The organism is Mesorhizobium sp. WSM4816 (genome assembly GCF_055811535.1).
Map to the genome: position 1 here is coordinate 1 of NZ_JBVVQR010000062.1, position 16,757 is coordinate 16,757.

The window sequence follows — 16,757 nt, forward strand, 5'->3', positions numbered from 1 at the left end:
CCCCCCCCCCCCCCCCCCCCCCCCCCCCCCCCCCCCCCCCCCCCCCCCCCCCCCCCCCCCCCCCCCCCCCCCCGCCGGCGCCCCCCCCCCCCCCCCCCCCCCCCCCCCCCCCCCCCCCCCCCGCCGGCCCCCCGCCCCCCCCCCCCCCCCCCCCCCCCCCGGCCTGTCAACCAATATCAGCTGCGTTCTTGAATTGGCTTCGGCGCTCTGCCCGCACTTCACACCAGTCATTTCTTTTTGAATTCCATTTGACTGAATAAATATTTGGTGCGAACCTCTTGTCTCCCAGGGATGCAAGACATGGCACTGCGGGGGACCAATCAGGAGTTTGGGCGGCCTTACAACAGGCGCATCGTCCTCGAAACCATCCGCCTTCACGGTCCGATCGCCCGCGGCGACATTGCCAAGCGGGTCGGGCTCACCGTTCAAACGGTCTCGACCATCGTTCGCGAGTTGGAAGAACAGGGCTACGTCCTGTCGATGCGCGAAGAGCCGCGGGGGCGCGGGCTGCCTCCGGCGACCCTGCGGATCAACCCGGAGGGCGGCTATGCCGTCGGCATCCACGTCACTCCGCTGGGTATCAATGCGGCGCTGATCAATTTGAGCGGAGACGTGATCGAGAGCGCCACCCGCGAGGCCCCCAACGCGACGCCCGACCATGCCTTCGATCTGATCGGCGCGATGGTGCTTGAATTGACCGGACTGCGGCCGGGCGGTCGCGTTCTCGGCATCGGCATGGCGCTGCCCGGCCCTTTCGGCGTTGAGTCGATGAGCTTTATCGGCCCGACGACGATGACCGGCTGGAAGGACGTGGCGCTTAGGGAACGGCTGGAGGCCTCGACCGGGCTGCCCGCGTTTTTTGAGACCGATATGGCGGCCGCGGCAATGGGCGAGCGCCTGTACGGCCTCGGGACGGGATATTCCGAATACTACTATCTCTATTTCGGTGTCGGTCTTGGCGGCGTCATGGTCCATGACGGAAGCGCGTTGCGCGGGGCTTGGGGAAACGCCGGCGAGATCGGACACATCCCTGTCGTGCCGGGTGGCGAGCCGTGCCCCTGCGGCAATCGCGGCTGCCTCGAACGATACCTCTCGCTCGAGGCGCTGCGGCGCCGGAACATCAGCGACGCCGATTGGGTTGATGAAGTCGGGCCGATCTTCCGCAACGCCATCACCATCGTCGAGAACCTGTTCGATCCCGAAACTATCATCCTCGGCGGACTGGCGTCCACCGATCTGCTTGAACGGCTGGCCGGTTCGGTTGCCAGGCTTCCCAACTCGATCTCGGCGCGAAACGACCGCACGGTGCCGCGTGTCACCGTCGCACGCGGCGGCCAGCATGCTGTGCTGCGCGGGGCCGCCGCACTTGCCGTCTCAGGCGTGCTTTCGCCGCGCTTCGGCCAGATATTCACCGCCGAGCGCGAACGTGGTCGAGATATACTGCAAGGCAAGGGGATCGCGGCATGAGCGGAGCTCAGCCGGGCATGAGCGGAGCTCAGCCGGGCATGAGCGGAGCTCAGCCGGGCATGAGCGGAGCTCAGCCTGGCATGAGCGAGCCCCTGCTGGTGCTCGACAACGTCACCAAGAATTTTGGCGCGATTGAAGCGCTCAAGGGCATCAGCTTCTCGATCGGCAAGGGCGAGGTGGTGGCGCTTCTGGGCGACAATGGCGCCGGCAAATCGACGCTGGTCAAGATCATCGCCGGCGGCCTGGAGCCGACCTCCGGCCGCATGCTGTTCGAGGGCAAGGAATTTCTCGCCAAATCTCCCGCCGAGGCCAAGGCGGCTGGGATCGAGACCGTCTACCAGGACCTTTCGCTTTGCACCAATGTCGACGTGGTGGCCAATTTCTTCATGGGCCGCGAGATCACCAGGAAATTTCTTGGCCTTCCCGTGCTTGACGAACCCGCCATGGAGCAGGTGGTCGAAACGGCTTTGGCCAGCGCCGGCACCCGCATCCCTTCGCTCAGAACCAATGTCGAGCATCTCTCGGGCGGCCAGCGGCAGGCCATCGAGCTCAACCGATTCGTGCATTTTGGCGGCAAGCTCGTGCTTCTCGATGAGCCGTTCGCAGCACTCGGCGTCGAGCAGACGCGGCGTGGCCTCGACATGATCCGCCAAGTGGCGAGGCAAGGCATCGGCGTCGTCATCATCACCCATATCATGCAGCAGGCCTTCCAGGTCGCCGACCGGATCGTGGTGATCCGGCAAGGCGTCGTGGCCGGCGATGTCGCGCGCAACAAGACAAGTCCCGACGCGGTGATCGACATGATCACCGGAGAGACGCTCGCCGGTGCCGGACCGGCAGGCTGAGGGACAAATGAGGGGTCCGGCGCAAGAGGAGCGAACGACATGAAGAAAATACTTCTTTCCGTCTTCGGTATCCTGGCACTGGCCTTTGCCACGCTCACGCCGGCATTCGCCCAGTCCAAGGGCACCGTCTACTATCTGGTGCCGACATTGCTCGACGAATTCCAGACCGGCTCGGTGAGCGCTCTGGAGATGTTCCTGAAGCAGGTCGGCTACGAGATGAAGACGCTGAACGCCGATAACAAGACCGACGCTCAGCAATCGCAGATGAACGACGTTATTGCGCTCAAGCCGTCGGCGATCATTCTCGCCGCCGTCGATTTCAATGCGTTGAAGCCGTCTATCGAGGCCGCCCGCGCCGCCGGCATCCCGGTTGTCGAGTTCGATCGCCAGATCACCTCGACGCCATCCGATTTCACCTCGGTGGCGGGAACGGTCGAGATCGGCCAGATTGCCGCCGACCAGGCCGAAAAACTCTTGAAGGCGAAGCACGGATCGGTGAAAGGCAAGATCCTCCAGGTGCTCGGCGATCCTGGCGACCCCTACACGCTCGATATCCAGAAGGGTTTCGAGGAGAAGATGAAGGCGTTCCCAGACGTCAAGATCATCTCGGTGCCTGCCATGCAATGGGCGGCGGATGCAGCCGGAACCATCGTCAACGACCAGATGCTCGCCAACCCTGATATCGACCTGATCTTCAGCCACGCCGCCCATCTCTCGGTCGCTGCCGTCGCCTCGCTCGAGGCCGCCGGCAAGAAGCCGGGCGACGTCATGCTGATGAGCTCGAACGGTGCGCCGGTCGGCCTCGACCTGATCCGCAAGGGCTGGCTCAACGTCGAAGTCGAGCAGCCGCTCTACGCACAGGCCGCCGCCGTCGCCATGTTCATGGACAAGGTCGTCAACAAGCAGGAGATCAAGCCGGGCGAGTACGACGTGCTCGGCCTGAAGTCGGCCGTGACGATCGAAGCCTGGGGACCGAACATCAAGATCCCAGGCGCTGCGATCACCAAGGAAAACGTCGACAACCCGGCCTTCTGGGGCAACATGAAGCCGCCCTCGGGCACCGTGAAGCCGGTCGAGTAGCAAAGTCGCCCAGGGCTCCGGGCCGCGCTGGCCCGGAGCCCAGCCGGCACGTTCGAACGACGCGCAAGTCAAGCTGCAGAAGTTTTTCAATCCTCGCGTGATCCCTAAAATCGAATTGGTTTCGGGGTCATGCGCCAGCCGGAGCAGCATATGAATCCCCGCACGCGCCGCGCCCTCGAGTTCGTCCTCAACAACCTCGTCTGGTTCATGCTGGTCTTCGTGCTGGTGGTCTTCTCCACCTCCATTCCGAACTATTTCCAGCTCGGCATCTTCGCCAACATCATCGAGGCGTCGAGCGTGCTTGGCGTCATGTCGATCGGCCTGGCGCTGGTCATCATCACCGGTCACATGGACCTGTCGGTCGAATCCGTGGCGGCGCTCAGTGCCATGGCGGTCGGCATCCTGTTCTGCTCGGCGGGTATCGGCCTTGGCGTTCAATTGCACCCGGAATGGCTGATGGTTCCGGTTTCGCTGCTGATCGCCCTTGCTGTCGGCGGCATCATCGGCGCCGTCAACGGCTACCTGGTCGTCAAGGTGAAGATGAGTGCCTTCATCATCACGCTGGCGTCCTACATCTGGGTGCGCGGCCTCGTGCTGGTCATTTCCGGCGGCCGCTCGGCACAGGACCTTGCGCCGGCAATCCGCTGGTTCGGCATTCAGCGCCTGCTTGGCCTGCCGCTCACCGCCTGGATCGCGATTGCGTGTTTCGTGGTCTTCTCGCTGATCATGGCCAAGACCCCCTTCGGCAGGCACCTGGTCATGATCGGCGGCAACGAGACCGCAACCTTCCGCGCCGGCATTCGCGTCAACCGCAACCTCGTCATCGCCTTCGTTCTCGCCGGCGCCATCGCCGGCCTTGCCGGCTGGGTGCTGGCAATCCGCACCTCCGGCGCCACCGCCAATCTCGGCGTCGGCCTGCTGTTCAACGCCTTCGCCGCCGTCGTCATCGGCGGTGTCAGCCTCAAGGGCGGCGTCGGCACCCTGCCCGGCGTCTATGCCGGCGTGCTGTTGCTGTCGGCCATCAACACCGCAATCAACCTCATGGGCCTGCCGGCCAACTTCACCCAGGTGATCCACGGCCTGCTGGTGCTTGCCGCCGTGCTGCTCGACGCGTTCAAGCAAACCATCCGCCAAAGACTGGCATGAGAGGGGGGCTGGCATGACCGGGCGTCCAGGGATCGGAAGACTTTCGGACAAGGTCGCGCTGATCGTCGGCGGCGCCCGCGGGATCGGCAAGGGCATCGCACAGCGCTTTGCCGAAGAAGGCGCCAAGCTGGTGCTGGCGGATACCGAGGTCGAGGCCGGGCAAGCGGCCGCGGACGAAGTCGGCGCTGCCTTCATCCGCACAGACATCTCGCAGATGGCCGATGCCGAGGCAGCTGTTGCGCTGGCGCTCGACCATCACGGCCGTCTCGACATCATGGTCCAGAATGCCGGCATCTATCCCTGGCAATTGCTGGAAAACACCAGCCCGGAGGATTGGGACCGTGTCATGGCGGTCAATTTGCGCGGCAGCTTCAATGCCGCCCGTGCCGCGCTCGTTCCGATGAAGGCGCAGTACTCTGGCCGCATGCTGTTCACCTCCTCCATCACCGGTCCGCACGTCACCAGCCCCGGCCACGGCCACTATTCGGCGACCAAGGCCGGCATCAACGGCCTGATCCGTTCGGCCGCCCTCGAATTCTCGGCCTATGGCATCACCGTCAACGGCGTCGAGCCCGGCAATATCCTCACCGAAGCGATCCAGCTGCATCGCGGCGCCGCCTATATCAAGAACATGGAGGACTCCATACCGCTCGGCCGCCTCGGCAGCCCGCGCGACGTGGCCAATGCCTTCCTGTTCCTGGCCTCGGACGACGCCAGCTACATCACCGGCACGACCATCATCGTCGATGGCGGGCAGCTGCTGCCCGAAGGCAAGGACTTCCGCCTGCTTCCGCCATGATCCGCGCCCGATAAACTCGATTCGTCGCCCATACTTCAACATCGGTTTACCCGAAGCTGGTAACAGCAACGACGCTCGTTTTCATGATGAAGCAAAGGGTCTGCCTTGCCGCAGCGTTACAGCTCTCCTTTCGACCACCACCGGAGCGAGTGCAACTTTAGATTGCACAGCTGCGGACAGCTGCCGTTCGCCGCGATGGCCGGTCGGGAGCCAGGCCTTGCCAGTGTCCGGAAACGCGGGGACTCCGCTGCCGGGAGCCGGGCTTGAGCGTCATTCGCGCCCTGGAAGGTGCCGATCTTCCGGCAGTCGCAGGCATGTTCCAACGCGTGCTGCGCAAGGAGCGGACCGAAGCGCCGGCCGCGCTCATCGACTATATGAGACGGTTTTATCTGGAGGCGCCGGGTTGCGGAGGCGATCTCCGCTCGCTTGTCCATGTCAACGACGCCGGCCGCGTCTCCGGATTTGTCGGCGTTCACGTATTGCCGATGCAGTTCAACGGCCGGCAATTACGCGCCGCCGTCTGCAGTTCGCTCATGGTCGAGGATCATGAACGCGACCCGATGGCCGGCGCCCGCTTGTTGAAGGCTTATTTGAATGGCCCCCAGGATATCTCGTTCAGCGAGACCGCCAACGATATTTCCACAAAATTGTGGACCCGGTTGCGCGGCGTTGTCCTGCCGCAATACAGTCTCGACTGGGTGCGCGTGATGCGGCCGTCGAGCTTTGTGCTCAGCCTTTCCGCCAGTCGCATGAAATCTGTCCGAATGCTCAATCCGTTTGCGCATGCAATCGACCGGTTTTATTGCAGGCGAATGAAGTCCAGCGAACGACGCTGGTCCGGTGTGGCGGCGGACGGGGCAGGTCATGGGGCTTTTCGGACATCCCAAATCGACAGCGACGCATTTGCCAGGCTCGTCGAACCGTTGACCGCCCAGTTCGCCCTGCGCCCGAGTTGGGCGGAAGGCCAGCTTGATCATATACTGACCGATGCGGCACAAAGGCCGGATCTGGGCGAGCTTGTCTACGTTTCCGTAGCATCGCCGGTCGGCACCAATGTCGGCGCATTCGCCTATCACGCGCGGGCGGGTGAAATCGGCCGCGTGCTGCAGATCCTCGCCCTCCCCGGCCAGGCGGGTTCGGTGATCGACTGCCTGATCGATGATGCCGCCGTACGCGGCGTCAGCGGCCTGCGCGGACGCATTCAACCCGCACTTCTGGAAGCAATGCTTGGGCGACGCATCGCGTTCCTGACCGTTGCCTCGACCGTGGTGCATTCACGCGATCCAGAGCTTCTGGATGCCATGAAGAACTCGCAAGCTTTCCTGAACGGGCTTGCGGGCGAGCAGTGGAGCCGGCTGGGTCACTTCACCTGAAGCGCTTCGCGTGACCTGGATCGAGAGCCAGTTCAGGTACTGACTTCCTCGACCTCATCAACGAGTTGCGGGCGCAGGTGCAGGTAGCGCGTTGCCTTGCGTTTGGCGGCGATGTCGGCCCAGACGCGTTCCACCTGCGAGGCGTCCAGTCCTGCCGCCTGCCCCACCACTTCGGCCGCCACGCCGTTGTTGAGGCCGCAAAGGCAAATATCCATGCGGTCATAGGGAAGCGAGAAGTAGAACTCCTCCTGCGTCTGCGCCAGCGAGTAGGTATCGGTGGTCGGCGGCCGATTGCGGATTTCCTCGGGCACGCCGAGATAGGCCGCGAGCGCATAGACCTGCGTTTTATAGAGGTGCGCGATCGGCTTGACGTCCGCCGCGCCGTCACCGTTCTTGACGAAGAAGCCCTGATCGTATTCCAGCCGGTTGGGCGTTCCTAGAACGGCGAAGTTCAGCCGGTCGGCATGAAAATATTCGATCTGCTTGCGGGTGCGCTGCTTCATGTTGGTGCCAGCGACGATGCCGAGATAAACCGGCAGCGGCATTCTCAGTTTGGTCTGCTTGCCCCCGGGATCCTGCACCACCAGCGACGAAATATTGTAGCCCTCATGCTCGAGGGCGTTCGCAATCACGATCTTCGAGGCCCAGCCTTCGCCGTAGTCCGGGACCAGTTCGCGGATGAAGGCGTCGCGACGCTGATAGCAGCCCATGGCGCGCAGGATCGGCCCGATATCCTCCACAATAGAATCGACACCGAAAGTGCCGGCGACAAGCCGGCCGAGCCGCAGACTTTCCGGATCGGAATCGTTTTCCGGCATGAAGAGGCACAGTACATTCTGAGGCCCGACGGCTCGCGCCGCCAACGCCACCGAAACGCTGGAATCGATCCCCCCGGAAAGACCGAGCACCAGGCCGCGCTTGCGAATGCCGCGCAACTGCTGGCGCAAGGCGCTCACGATCCTGTCCGTTTCGGCGCCGGGGTCGATCACCAGGGCCTGCGCCAGAATGGTCGGCGCGTCATCGCTGGGGCGAACGCTCATTGCGCGGCCTCCATCATCTCCGACGCAAGCCGGCGGCTGACCTTGCCCGTGTCAGTCTTCGGCAATTCCAGGCGGAACTCTATGATTTTGGGCACCATGAAATCCTCGAGATGACGGGCGCAGTGGCGCATCACATCCTTTTCGCTGAGCTTCGGGTCCGAGCGTATGACGAGCGCGCCGATCGCATGCCCGAGCAGCGGATCCGGCACACCGACGACAACGGCCTCGGCGATGCCCGGATGGCCGTGAAGCACGGCTTCCACTTCCTTCGGCGCCACCTTCTCTCCCCGCGTCTTTATGATGTCGTCCTTGCGGCCGACGAAATAGAGAAAGCCGTCCTCATCGGTCCTGAACAGGTCACCGGTGTAGAGAACCTTCTCCCAACGGTTCGGGCCCGGTCGCAGCGCTCGTTCGGTCGCAGCTTCGTTGCGCCAATAACCCTGCATGACGTGCGGTCCGCGAATGACCAGCTCACCCGCCACACCTGGTGGCACGCGTTGCCCGTTGTCGTCGACGACAAACACTTCGGTGTTCGGAATGGCTATGCCGACTGATCCCGGCCGGCGGTCGAGTTCCTCGGGCGGCAGATAGGTGCAGCGCTTGCATTCGGTCTGGCCATACATCGAATACAGCCTGACACCGGGGAAAAGGCAGCGCAGGCGTTCGATATGGGCCGGAGGCAAGGCCGCCGCCGTGTTGGAAATATAGCGAACGCTGGGCAGGAAGCCCGGCTCCAGGTCACGCATCTGCAGGATCATCGCTGCCATCGTCGGCACCAGCGGAAGACCGGTGACGCCCTCCTCGCGGATACGCTCAAAGATCGCCTGAGGAAAGGCGAAGGACTTTTCGAGCATGAGCGTGGCGCCGAGCCTGACGGCCATCAGCAACTGATAAAGGCCATAGTCGAAGGCGAGCGGAAGCACATTCAAAATGATGTCGTCGGACGTGTTGCGCAGATAGGTGGTGATGGAGTCCGAGGCCGCGTCGCAATTGCGGTGCGTCATCATCACGCCCTTGGGCCGGCCGGTTGAGCCCGACGTGTAGATCAACATCGCCAGATCGACGTCGATGCCACGGTGGTCAATCTCCCCGGCTTCGAGCGTCAGGCAGTCGGCCAGGGATGTGGCCCCCACCGGGCATTGACCATCGGCGCCGACGGTCGAAGCCACGAAGATGCCGGTGTTGCCGCCGCAGGCTTCAGTGACCACGGGCATCAGTTTTGCCTGGGTGAGGATCGCCGCAGCGTCGCAATCGGCAAGGATGTAGGCAAGCTTGTCGGCCTTGGTCGATGGGTTGACCGGGATGAAGGTCGCCCCTGCCTTGAGCACGGCGAAAATCGAAACCGCGATCTCCCAGCAATTGTCCATGAAAACGACGACCCGGTCGTTGCGCCTGACGCCGTTCGCGAAAAGGGCAGCGGCAAGGCGGCTCGAGAGATCGTAAAATTCTTCGTAGCTCAGCCTTTTATGCCCGGTGATCAATGCCGTCTTGGCAGGTTGGGCAGCGGCATTCGCGGCCAGAAAATGTTCGATCCGCACGGACGCTCCTCGCCGATCGCGCCTAGACTGCCGGCGCTTTCGCCTTGATGAAGGACGAAATACGGTCAATCGAATCCAGATTGGCCGGCACGATGTCGGAATCGACCATCGCAATGCCGAAGGTATCCTCGACGAACGCCACGAGTTCGACCACGGCGGTCGAGTCGATGATGTCGTTCTCGATCAGCGAGGCGGCATCTGCAAGTTCGTAAGACGTGTCGCCGAACAAGAAATTGTCGACGATAAAGGCTCTGACCTTGTCCTTGATTGTTATCATCATTTTTCCTTCCCTGGATTCCTCAAGCTGCTCTTGCTGCACTGGCTTCTTGGCCGGTGAAATTCTTCTGCCACAGCTGCGTCGACAGGATGCCGACGAAGGCAGCGTTGTCGCGGAATCCCGACGCTGGCTGCGTGCGGCATTTCTCATGAAGGCTGGCCACCGCCTTGGCGTTGAACAGTCCGCCGGCAGCGATGTTCGCTTCACTTAAGCAATCACGCACATAGTCCAGTTCGCCGGCTCCAACGAAGGAGAGGGCTTCCGGCGCCCGGTAGGGCTGCTTGGCACGCTCCCCGATCGCGCTGGGAAGCAGATGCCCCGCCGCTTTGCGCAGTATGTGCTTTTCGACCAGTCCCTTCAGTTTCATTTCAGGCGGAAGTCTTGCGGCAAATTCCACCAGGCGATGGTCGAGATAGGGAAACCGTCCTTCGATCCCATGCGCCATGGCCATCCGATCGCCTTGGCTGGACAGGATATAGCCCGGCAGCAGGAAGCGGCTTTCGAGATATTGCGCCTGATGCAGCGGGTGCCATAGCGAAAAAGCCTGGGGCAGCCGGCTGACCAGTTCCTCGGCTGCATCATAACCCTTCAACGTCGCGCGCAGGTCGCCGGAAAAGAAAATCTTCGCCGCCGCCGTGGTCTTGAAGCGCGGCCGATGCGAGAACAGCGGATCGTCGAGCGCAGCGTTGCCGGCGCCGAAGAACGCCGCCAAATACTCTACGGACTGCTGCTGCAGACCCGGCAGATAGGGATAAAGTTTGCGGAACAGCTGTGGCCTGATGCGCGATGCCGGCTGCCGTGCGCAGAACCGACGCACACGCGCTTCCCTAAAAATATCGTAGCCGGCAAAAACCTCGTCGGCGCCCTCGCCGGTCAGCACCACTTTCAGGCCAGCCTCGCGAACGAGGCCGGACAACTGGTAGAGCGGGGCCGGTGCGGTGCGGATGATCGGCCGCTCGGCAAAGCGGATGACTTCGGGGAAGACGCCGGCGATATCGCCGGCCTGGCAGGCAATGGTTCGGTGCCGGGAGCCAATTGCTGACGCCATCTCGATCTGGAAAGCGCTTTCGTCGTGCTCGGCGCTGTCGAACGTCACCGAAAATGTCTGCAGCTGGAGAGGGGTCATGCCGGCGGCAAGCGTCGAGACCAGGGATGAATCGAGCCCGCCCGAAAGATAAGAGCCGACCGGCACGTCGGCGCGCATGCGAAGCCTCACCGCATCGCTCAACAGCGCCTGCAGTTCCTCGGCCGCATCGTCCTCGTTGGTGAGCTTCGACGGCGCGTCCCGATGCGGATAGTCGAGGTGCCAATAGCGCTTGATCGTGACTTGCTCCGGTGTCGCGATCATCACGCTTGCCGGCTCCAGCTCGTGGATATTGCGGAAAGCCGTGCGGGGAGCAATCGGCGCCCACAGCGTAAAGACCTGGTCGAGTGCGATCGGATCGATCTCGGCCGAGACGCCAGGAACCTTCAGGAGCGCCTTGATCTCCGACGCGAAGTACAGCACGCCGTCCCTGTTCGTGTAGAACAGCGGCCGGACACCCATCCGGTCTCGGGCAAGCACCATGCGTCGGCGCCTGTTATCCCATATCGCGAAGGCGAAATCGCCGTTCAGAAGCGACAGGCAGTCTTCGCCCATCTCGTCATACAGGTGCAGGATGACCTCGGTGTCGCTCGACGTGCGAAAGCGCCGGCCCTTGGCGATCAGCCCTTCGCGCAGTTCCAGGTAGTTGAAAATCTCGCCGTTGAACGCAATCGTCAAATTGCCTGACTCGTCGGACATCGGCTGCTGGCCATCACCGATGCCGATCACCGACAGCCGCGCATGGCCGAGCCCAGCGTCGGCTGTCATAAATTTCCCTTGCTCATCCGGCCCACGATGGGCGATCGCAGCTGTCATCCGCGCAAGCAAAGCTTCCGCATCTCGGATCGAACCGAAATAGCCCCCGAATCCGCACATTACTATGACTCATATATCTGCGAGGTCCGAAACATAAGCTTGATAGCTGGCTCAAGCGTTAACCGGGTAATTTCGGCCACCGCATAGTTAACAACAATTAAAAGACAAGGTGCTTTTTTGTTCTATTATCTCTTCCCGGATAGAGAAGTATATTTCAACGCGAAACGCAATTTTTTGTTCGAGCAACGGCGGCGCGCGACAGCGTTGCCCCGCATGACCGCCTTGCGCAGCGACTCCAGTCCTCATCGCAGGTAGCTGATAGCAGAGAGCAGGTGTGAGGCAGGATCAGCCCAATGCGGCCCTCGCGATCAGTCTGGCCAAAGCTCCCGCTTGCGTTCTTCAAAGCCGAGCACGCGTTTGCTATCGGTCCACCGCGCGACCTCGCCCTCCATTCCATCCGGGTCCTTGAAGGTCACAGGACGGACAGCGCCGAAATCTGTAATGGTCCCATCCGAAGCGCCGGCCTTCACCAGACGTCGCCTGACTTCCTGCAAGCACTCTTCATCGTGTACCTTCAGCGCAAGATGATCTATGTGACCTCTCTTGCCCATCTGCATCGACCCATCTTCATACCCCGTTGGTTCCGGCATTTGGAACGGATGAAGGGCAAAGCCACCTCCAAAGTCGATAATTGAGTGACGAAGAGTGCCGCCACCGGGACCGGGCTCGGACAGGTCGAACTTCGTTTCCGCGTCGAAGATTTCTTCATAAAAGCGAATGAAACGGTCCATGTCGTGTGTGAACAGCGTCAGATGGTGCGCACCAACGGTTACAGGCATGCAGAACCTCCCTTACCGATAAGATGACGAGCATACCATCTCGCATTGAACCGAGCGACCTGGAGCCGCGATACATCACTGAACGCGAACGGGCCGATTGGGTCCGCAAAGCCTCTGTTCGATACGGGTTTCGTGGCGGCTGCTGAACCGGAAAACCTCAAACCCTTGAGAAAACATGGTGGGCGATGACGGGCTCGAACCGCCGACATCTTCGGTGTAAACGAAGCGCTCTACCAACTGAGCTAATCGCCCGCTCCGGGGCGGACCTTTAAGCAGTTAGGACGGGGTTCGCAAGGCCAAATGAGCGCACGACGGCCTCGCCGCTGGTCGTTTTCGGCGGCAAAATCCGGCTCGTCAAAAAACCTTCTGCTGTTTGCTGTTATGCTGTCGCGCTCCGCTTGACACCCGGTGGCTTACGCCTTATCCACCGCCCCAACGACGAACACGGCTGACCGTGCTCGTCTTGCGCGGGTGTAGCTCAGTTGGTTAGAGTGCCGGCCTGTCACGCCGGAGGTCGCGGGTTCGAGCCCCGTCACTCGCGCCATTTTCAATCACTTAGCTGATTGGAAATGTAAAAAACTCTGAATGCCGGACCGGCAATTCAGATATTCGGGTCGACCTTGGCGCCCGATAAATTTCAGCGCTTGGCCTGATTTTCAGAAACCTGTTCGATCTGGCTCATCACCGCTTGCGGATCGACGTTCTGAGCTAGCTGAGGCGGTTTCATCATCTGCCGGCGTTGGTACCTTCAAACGCTCCGTCAGGGCGGTTTCGATCAGTCGCGTGGTCTCATGCTCGTTGAGCAGGCCGATCTGCAGATCCAGCTCGGCGCGGTGCTCGCTCAACACTCCGCGAGCTGATGCTTGCACGTTCGCCGACCAAGCTCGGGCGCGGTTTCCGTGCAGAATTCCGGCCCCCGTGCTTCGCTGATCGGGGTCGCCTATTTTTGCCGCGGGTCTTCCAGGCCGATGCCAATCTGACGGAAACGGCCCGCCCGACGTTCGATGACGGCTTCGGCGAGCGAGCGGGCGGCGTTGCGAACTTCTTCCTGGATTGTCTCATCGGCGTCGAGTTCATCATGGCTTGTAGCGTACGGCTTCCAGTAACCGATGTAGCGGTCGAGCTCGGCGCTGGGGCCGGCCGGCGACAACTTCATGAAGCGCAGCCAGTCGGCGATGGAATGCCGCACATTCTCCGCACCTTCGACATCGCCGTGCACGATCACAGAAAACAGCCTGCCTGCCAGATGACGCGGATAGTCCCACCCGGCCAGTTCTACCTGCTTTGCCTTTGCCGCATCCTTGCCTTGTGTCAGCGAGGGGTCTGGATTGCCACCGTCAGCGCAGACAAGCCTGTCCATCATCAGTTTGACAGGCGAGGAAACCTGATACCAATTCACCGGCGAGATGATCATGATCCCATGGGCGGCGACCCACATCGGGTAGATTTCGTTCATCCAGTCCTGAACTTGCCCAAGCGAATGGTTGGGATAGCAGGAACAGGGCCAATGGCAGAGCGGAGCGGCCGTCGAAAAGCACGCCTTGCACGGATGGATGTTCCTCCCGTATTCGGAAGCAAGCCGCGACAGATCGAGAATTTCGACTGCAAGTTTCGTTTCCTTGTCGATGGTCTCACGGGCGATTTCGGCGAGCCGGAAACTCTTCGACATCTCGCCGGGACAGGTGTGCTCGCTGCGCGACGACCCGTTGATGATCAACAGACGCGGCGGCACCGTTAGATCCTCGTACCGACGCTGCGCCTGCAGCACGGCTTCGTGCGCCGCAATCCAATCGACGGACAGATCGTAGTCGGGGTCGCTGAACGCAGGTCCGGCTTTCCTCGTGATCGGGCTCTTGCGGGAATCCGCATAAGCCTGCCAGGCGATCGAAGCGATTTGCTCAATCGACTGGGCGAGCGGTTCGAACGCCGGGTCGACGAATTGCTGCTTGTACCTTGCCTTGAAGGCTTTCTCACTCAGTCTGGGACTAGCCATGCCCTTGCGAGGCGCCGGGGTTTTCCCGGCAAACTTGCCAACGAGACCAGCCATTTCCGAATTCCTTTCCCGAATTTCGTCCAGGAACGCGCAAGTCTTTGCAGTGGTCTATTCACCCGTTCCGTCGGCACCTCCGTGGAAGAAGGATCGGATTTCCTCCCTGTCGATGCTGTCATCGCCGTCCTCATCGACGGCGCTGAATATCCGCTCGACAAAATCCTGAACCTCGGTTTGAGAAAGCGCACCATCGCCGTCGGCGTCGACTATCGCGAACATCATTCGCATCCGCGCACCATGCATCATCCCGCGTCCCATATGGCGGCCGTCAGGCCTTCGGAAATCGCGATGCCAACGGTCGTCACCTCGCCGCTCTGCTCGCGGGCGGCGATGCTCCTGCATTCTCTCCTCCAGCATCTCAGTCATCATCTCACGCATCGTTTGGCGCATGGAGTCTTCGGTTGGCCCGCCTGGCGACGGCTGTGAACCTTGATCCTGCGCAGGTGCGGCGGGCGCAGGTGAGCTCGTCTGGGATAGCGCCGGCGAAGCCAGCATGGCCAAAGCCGCGGCAATTGCTGTGGTCTTGTTTGCTGATGTCATCGTATTCTCCTTGGAGAATGGTGGACCGAACGTGTCGGCACCCAAGCCAAACCCGCTGCTCCCCCGCATGGTTCCTGGCGATTTGGCAGACGATCGCTGCATCTTTGGTCCCGACGAGCGACGCAATCCTTCGCGCTGCCGCAAATGAACGCTGTCATTAAAGACTCGACACAATGATTTTGGCAGATCGGCGATCGGCAGCGAATGTCAATAAATTCCCGTCAGTGGCGAATCGCAAACGTTGGAGCTTAGCCGAAACACCCCTCCACTTCGTCATCCCAGGGGTCTCCGCGACCTCGCTTCGCTCCTGCTCCGCCCTGGGATGACGAAGGTGTGGTGGCCTGCGGCTAATCGCAGACGTTGGAGATTGCGCTGCTGGACCGTCGACAATCCCTTTCAGGCTCGGTCGAAGAACCAAGTCCTCTGTGCAGAGGAACTAGGTTCCTTAATTACAAAAAGTTTCGACGTCGGTTCCTGAGAGTTATCAACTTTTTGTACTCGGTGCGTCACAAGCTGGCCATATGCGTTTGAGCATTGGATTTTCCCAGGCCCGGTCCCCACTTTCGGGTCCGATGCTCTAACGGAGAAGAAGCCTTGGATGCCCTGAAATCGCTCATCGAATCGCGCCGCTTCGACCTCGCGATCATGGTCCTGATCCTGATCAACGCCGTCACGCTCGGCCTCGAAACCTCGCCCGACGCGATTGCGGCCCTTGGCCCGCTTCTAACGGCCATCGACCGCGCGATCCTCGGCGTCTTCGTGCTCGAACTCGCGATCCGGCTGGTCGTCTACAGGACGCATTTCTTCCGCGATCCATGGCGCATATTCGACCTCTTCGTCGTCGGTTTCGCGCTGATCCCCACGACAGGCTCGCTCTCGGTGCTGCGGGCGCTGCGCATCCTGCGGGTGCTGCGCCTGATCAGCATCGTTCCGTCGCTGCGCCGTGTCGTCACCGGCTTCATCACCGCCTTGCCCGGCATGGGCTCGATTATGCTGCTGCTCGGGCTGGTGTTCTACGTCTTCGCGGTGATGGCGACGAAGCTCTACGGCTCGTCCTTTCCCGAACTGTTCGGCGGCATACCAGAATCGCTGTTCACGCTTTTCCAGGTCATGACCCTCGAGGGCTGGTCGGACGGCGTGGTGCGCCCGGTCATGGAGGTCTATCCGGCGGCCTGGCTGTTCTTCATCCCATTCATCATCGCGACCTCGTTCACCGTGCTCAATCTATTCATCGGCGTGATCGTTTCGGCGATGGAGGCCGAGCATGAAGCCGTGGAATCGGCCGACAGGGCGACGCTGCACAGCGATCAGGCCATGATCCTGGCGGAATTACAGGCGCTGCGGGCGGAGGTCCGCGAATTGTCCGGCGTTCGCGGCTAGATCGCCTCCGCGCGCATTGCAAAAGATTCCTGTCCGTTCGGCGGCTTGTGATGAGCCGTGAAAGAGCCCGCCGCTTCATTTGCGAAGCGGCGGGTCCCCCAATACCCCCTCGATTGCCAGGTCAAGATTGCCCCCCGGCTTCGCTGACCGTGCAAATTGCGGCGCCAGACCCAGTGACCCATTACGGGACACCTACGCCAAAGACGCAAGATGGGTTTGGCGATTGATATTAACTGTGGCTAATATGTCACCGTGGTCGGAACGGACTGATGTCACGACGGTGCAGAACCTTTGATGGCGGAGCGAGGCGCCCCCCTCTGTCCTGCCGGGCATCTCCCCCTCAAGGGCATATGCGTTAAGATAGGAGTTGCAGCGGGGAATCGGTTGTGATTCTACGCTGCGATGTCTCACGAATCGCTTGTAGATGACGGCTGGGCCGAGACGATTGAGCTTCTCGGTGGTGAAGAGTTGATCGCGGGGAGT

15 protein-coding genes and 2 tRNA genes are annotated in these 16,757 nt (G+C 61.6%); 8 read left to right on the forward strand and 9 right to left on the reverse strand.

Annotated features, from left to right (window positions below):
• The first annotated feature begins 300 nt into the window (after positions 1–300).
• From AC0L3H_RS31915 to AC0L3H_RS31940, 6 genes are all read left to right on the forward strand, one after another.
• Complete coding sequence (locus AC0L3H_RS31915) at positions 301–1,467, forward strand: ROK family transcriptional regulator (protein WP_473588122.1); 1,167 nt, start codon at positions 301–303, stop codon at positions 1,465–1,467.
• Positions 1,468–1,547: 80 nt separating this feature from the next.
• On the forward strand, positions 1,548–2,312 hold the full coding sequence (locus AC0L3H_RS31920; RefSeq protein ID WP_287221057.1) for an ATP-binding cassette domain-containing protein: 765 nt from the start codon (positions 1,548–1,550) through the stop codon (positions 2,310–2,312).
• A 39-nt stretch (positions 2,313–2,351) separates the two neighbouring features.
• A complete protein-coding gene (locus AC0L3H_RS31925) occupies positions 2,352–3,392 on the forward strand; it encodes a sugar ABC transporter substrate-binding protein (RefSeq protein ID WP_023798316.1) in 1,041 nt (346 codons plus the stop codon).
• Positions 3,393–3,542: 150 nt separating this feature from the next.
• Positions 3,543–4,538, forward strand: a complete 996-nt coding sequence (locus AC0L3H_RS31930) for an ABC transporter permease (protein WP_473588123.1) — start codon at positions 3,543–3,545, stop codon at positions 4,536–4,538.
• A gap of 13 nt (positions 4,539–4,551) precedes the next feature.
• Positions 4,552–5,337 (forward strand): SDR family oxidoreductase, encoded by a 786-nt coding sequence (locus AC0L3H_RS31935; protein ID WP_473588124.1) that lies wholly within the window; start codon positions 4,552–4,554, stop codon positions 5,335–5,337.
• A 263-nt stretch (positions 5,338–5,600) separates the two neighbouring features.
• A complete protein-coding gene (locus AC0L3H_RS31940; RefSeq protein WP_473588125.1) occupies positions 5,601–6,710 on the forward strand; it encodes a hypothetical protein in 1,110 nt (369 codons plus the stop codon).
• Between the two features lie 32 nt (positions 6,711–6,742).
• Here the strand turns inward: AC0L3H_RS31940 and nadE are convergent, their stop codons facing one another.
• The 6 genes from nadE to AC0L3H_RS31970 form a co-directional block, all read right to left on the reverse strand.
• Positions 6,743–7,750, reverse strand: a complete 1,008-nt coding sequence (gene nadE / locus AC0L3H_RS31945) for an NAD(+) synthase (RefSeq protein WP_473588126.1) — start codon at positions 7,748–7,750, stop codon at positions 6,743–6,745.
• Complete coding sequence (locus AC0L3H_RS31950; protein WP_473588127.1) at positions 7,747–9,288, reverse strand: class I adenylate-forming enzyme family protein; 1,542 nt, start codon at positions 9,286–9,288, stop codon at positions 7,747–7,749. The genes nadE and AC0L3H_RS31950 overlap by 4 nt, the downstream gene beginning before the upstream one ends.
• Before the next feature lie 22 nt (positions 9,289–9,310).
• Positions 9,311–9,568 (reverse strand): acyl carrier protein, encoded by a 258-nt coding sequence (locus tag AC0L3H_RS31955; protein WP_473588128.1) that lies wholly within the window; start codon positions 9,566–9,568, stop codon positions 9,311–9,313.
• Between the two features lie 19 nt (positions 9,569–9,587).
• Positions 9,588–11,525, reverse strand: coding sequence for an asparagine synthase (glutamine-hydrolyzing) (gene asnB, locus AC0L3H_RS31960; RefSeq protein ID WP_473588129.1), 1,938 nt, complete (start codon positions 11,523–11,525; stop codon positions 9,588–9,590).
• A 308-nt stretch (positions 11,526–11,833) separates the two neighbouring features.
• Positions 11,834–12,304, reverse strand: a complete 471-nt coding sequence (locus AC0L3H_RS31965) for a VOC family protein (protein ID WP_473588130.1) — start codon at positions 12,302–12,304, stop codon at positions 11,834–11,836.
• A 176-nt stretch (positions 12,305–12,480) separates the two neighbouring features.
• Positions 12,481–12,556 (reverse strand) — tRNA-Val (locus AC0L3H_RS31970).
• 215 nt (positions 12,557–12,771) lie between these two features.
• On the opposite strand from AC0L3H_RS31970, the gene AC0L3H_RS31975 reads away from it, so the two are divergent.
• Positions 12,772–12,848: transfer RNA gene (locus AC0L3H_RS31975), tRNA-Asp, on the forward strand.
• Between the two features lie 112 nt (positions 12,849–12,960).
• Here AC0L3H_RS31975 and AC0L3H_RS31980 read toward each other — a convergent pair.
• The 3 genes from AC0L3H_RS31980 to AC0L3H_RS31990 form a co-directional block, all read right to left on the reverse strand.
• On the reverse strand, positions 12,961–13,149 hold the full coding sequence (locus AC0L3H_RS31980) for a DUF1003 domain-containing protein (RefSeq protein WP_287137954.1): 189 nt from the start codon (positions 13,147–13,149) through the stop codon (positions 12,961–12,963).
• Positions 13,150–13,244: 95 nt separating this feature from the next.
• On the reverse strand, positions 13,245–14,351 hold the full coding sequence (locus tag AC0L3H_RS31985; RefSeq protein WP_473495460.1) for a flavodoxin family protein: 1,107 nt from the start codon (positions 14,349–14,351) through the stop codon (positions 13,245–13,247).
• Between the two features lie 54 nt (positions 14,352–14,405).
• Positions 14,406–14,894 carry an EF-hand domain-containing protein gene (locus tag AC0L3H_RS31990; RefSeq protein ID WP_473588131.1) on the reverse strand — a complete coding sequence of 163 codons (489 nt, stop codon included), beginning with the start codon at positions 14,892–14,894 and terminating at the stop codon, positions 14,406–14,408.
• Positions 14,895–15,488: 594 nt separating this feature from the next.
• Between AC0L3H_RS31990 and AC0L3H_RS31995 the strand changes: the two genes are divergently transcribed.
• Complete coding sequence (locus tag AC0L3H_RS31995) at positions 15,489–16,274, forward strand: ion transporter (protein ID WP_473495458.1); 786 nt, start codon at positions 15,489–15,491, stop codon at positions 16,272–16,274.
• Positions 16,275–16,757 lie beyond the last annotated feature (483 nt).

What these genes read in the sequence shown, in the direction of transcription:
- AC0L3H_RS31990 (WP_473588131.1), bottom strand. Translation starts at nt 14,894, where the DNA reads ATGACATCAGCAAACAAGACCACAGCAATTGCCGCGGCTTTGGCCATG.
- AC0L3H_RS31935 (WP_473588124.1), top strand. Translation starts at nt 4,552, where the DNA reads ATGACCGGGCGTCCAGGGATCGGAAGACTTTCGGACAAGGTCGCGCTG.
- AC0L3H_RS31985 (WP_473495460.1), bottom strand. Translation starts at nt 14,351, where the DNA reads ATGGCTGGTCTCGTTGGCAAGTTTGCCGGGAAAACCCCGGCGCCTCGC.
- AC0L3H_RS31920 (WP_287221057.1), top strand. Translation starts at nt 1,548, where the DNA reads ATGAGCGAGCCCCTGCTGGTGCTCGACAACGTCACCAAGAATTTTGGC.
- nadE (WP_473588126.1), bottom strand. Translation starts at nt 7,750, where the DNA reads ATGAGCGTTCGCCCCAGCGATGACGCGCCGACCATTCTGGCGCAGGCC.
- AC0L3H_RS31965 (WP_473588130.1), bottom strand. Translation starts at nt 12,304, where the DNA reads ATGCCTGTAACCGTTGGTGCGCACCATCTGACGCTGTTCACACACGAC.
- AC0L3H_RS31955 (WP_473588128.1), bottom strand. Translation starts at nt 9,568, where the DNA reads ATGATGATAACAATCAAGGACAAGGTCAGAGCCTTTATCGTCGACAAT.
- asnB (WP_473588129.1), bottom strand. Translation starts at nt 11,525, where the DNA reads ATGTGCGGATTCGGGGGCTATTTCGGTTCGATCCGAGATGCGGAAGCT.
- AC0L3H_RS31925 (WP_023798316.1), top strand. Translation starts at nt 2,352, where the DNA reads ATGAAGAAAATACTTCTTTCCGTCTTCGGTATCCTGGCACTGGCCTTT.
- AC0L3H_RS31930 (WP_473588123.1), top strand. Translation starts at nt 3,543, where the DNA reads ATGAATCCCCGCACGCGCCGCGCCCTCGAGTTCGTCCTCAACAACCTC.
- AC0L3H_RS31915 (WP_473588122.1), top strand. Translation starts at nt 301, where the DNA reads ATGGCACTGCGGGGGACCAATCAGGAGTTTGGGCGGCCTTACAACAGG.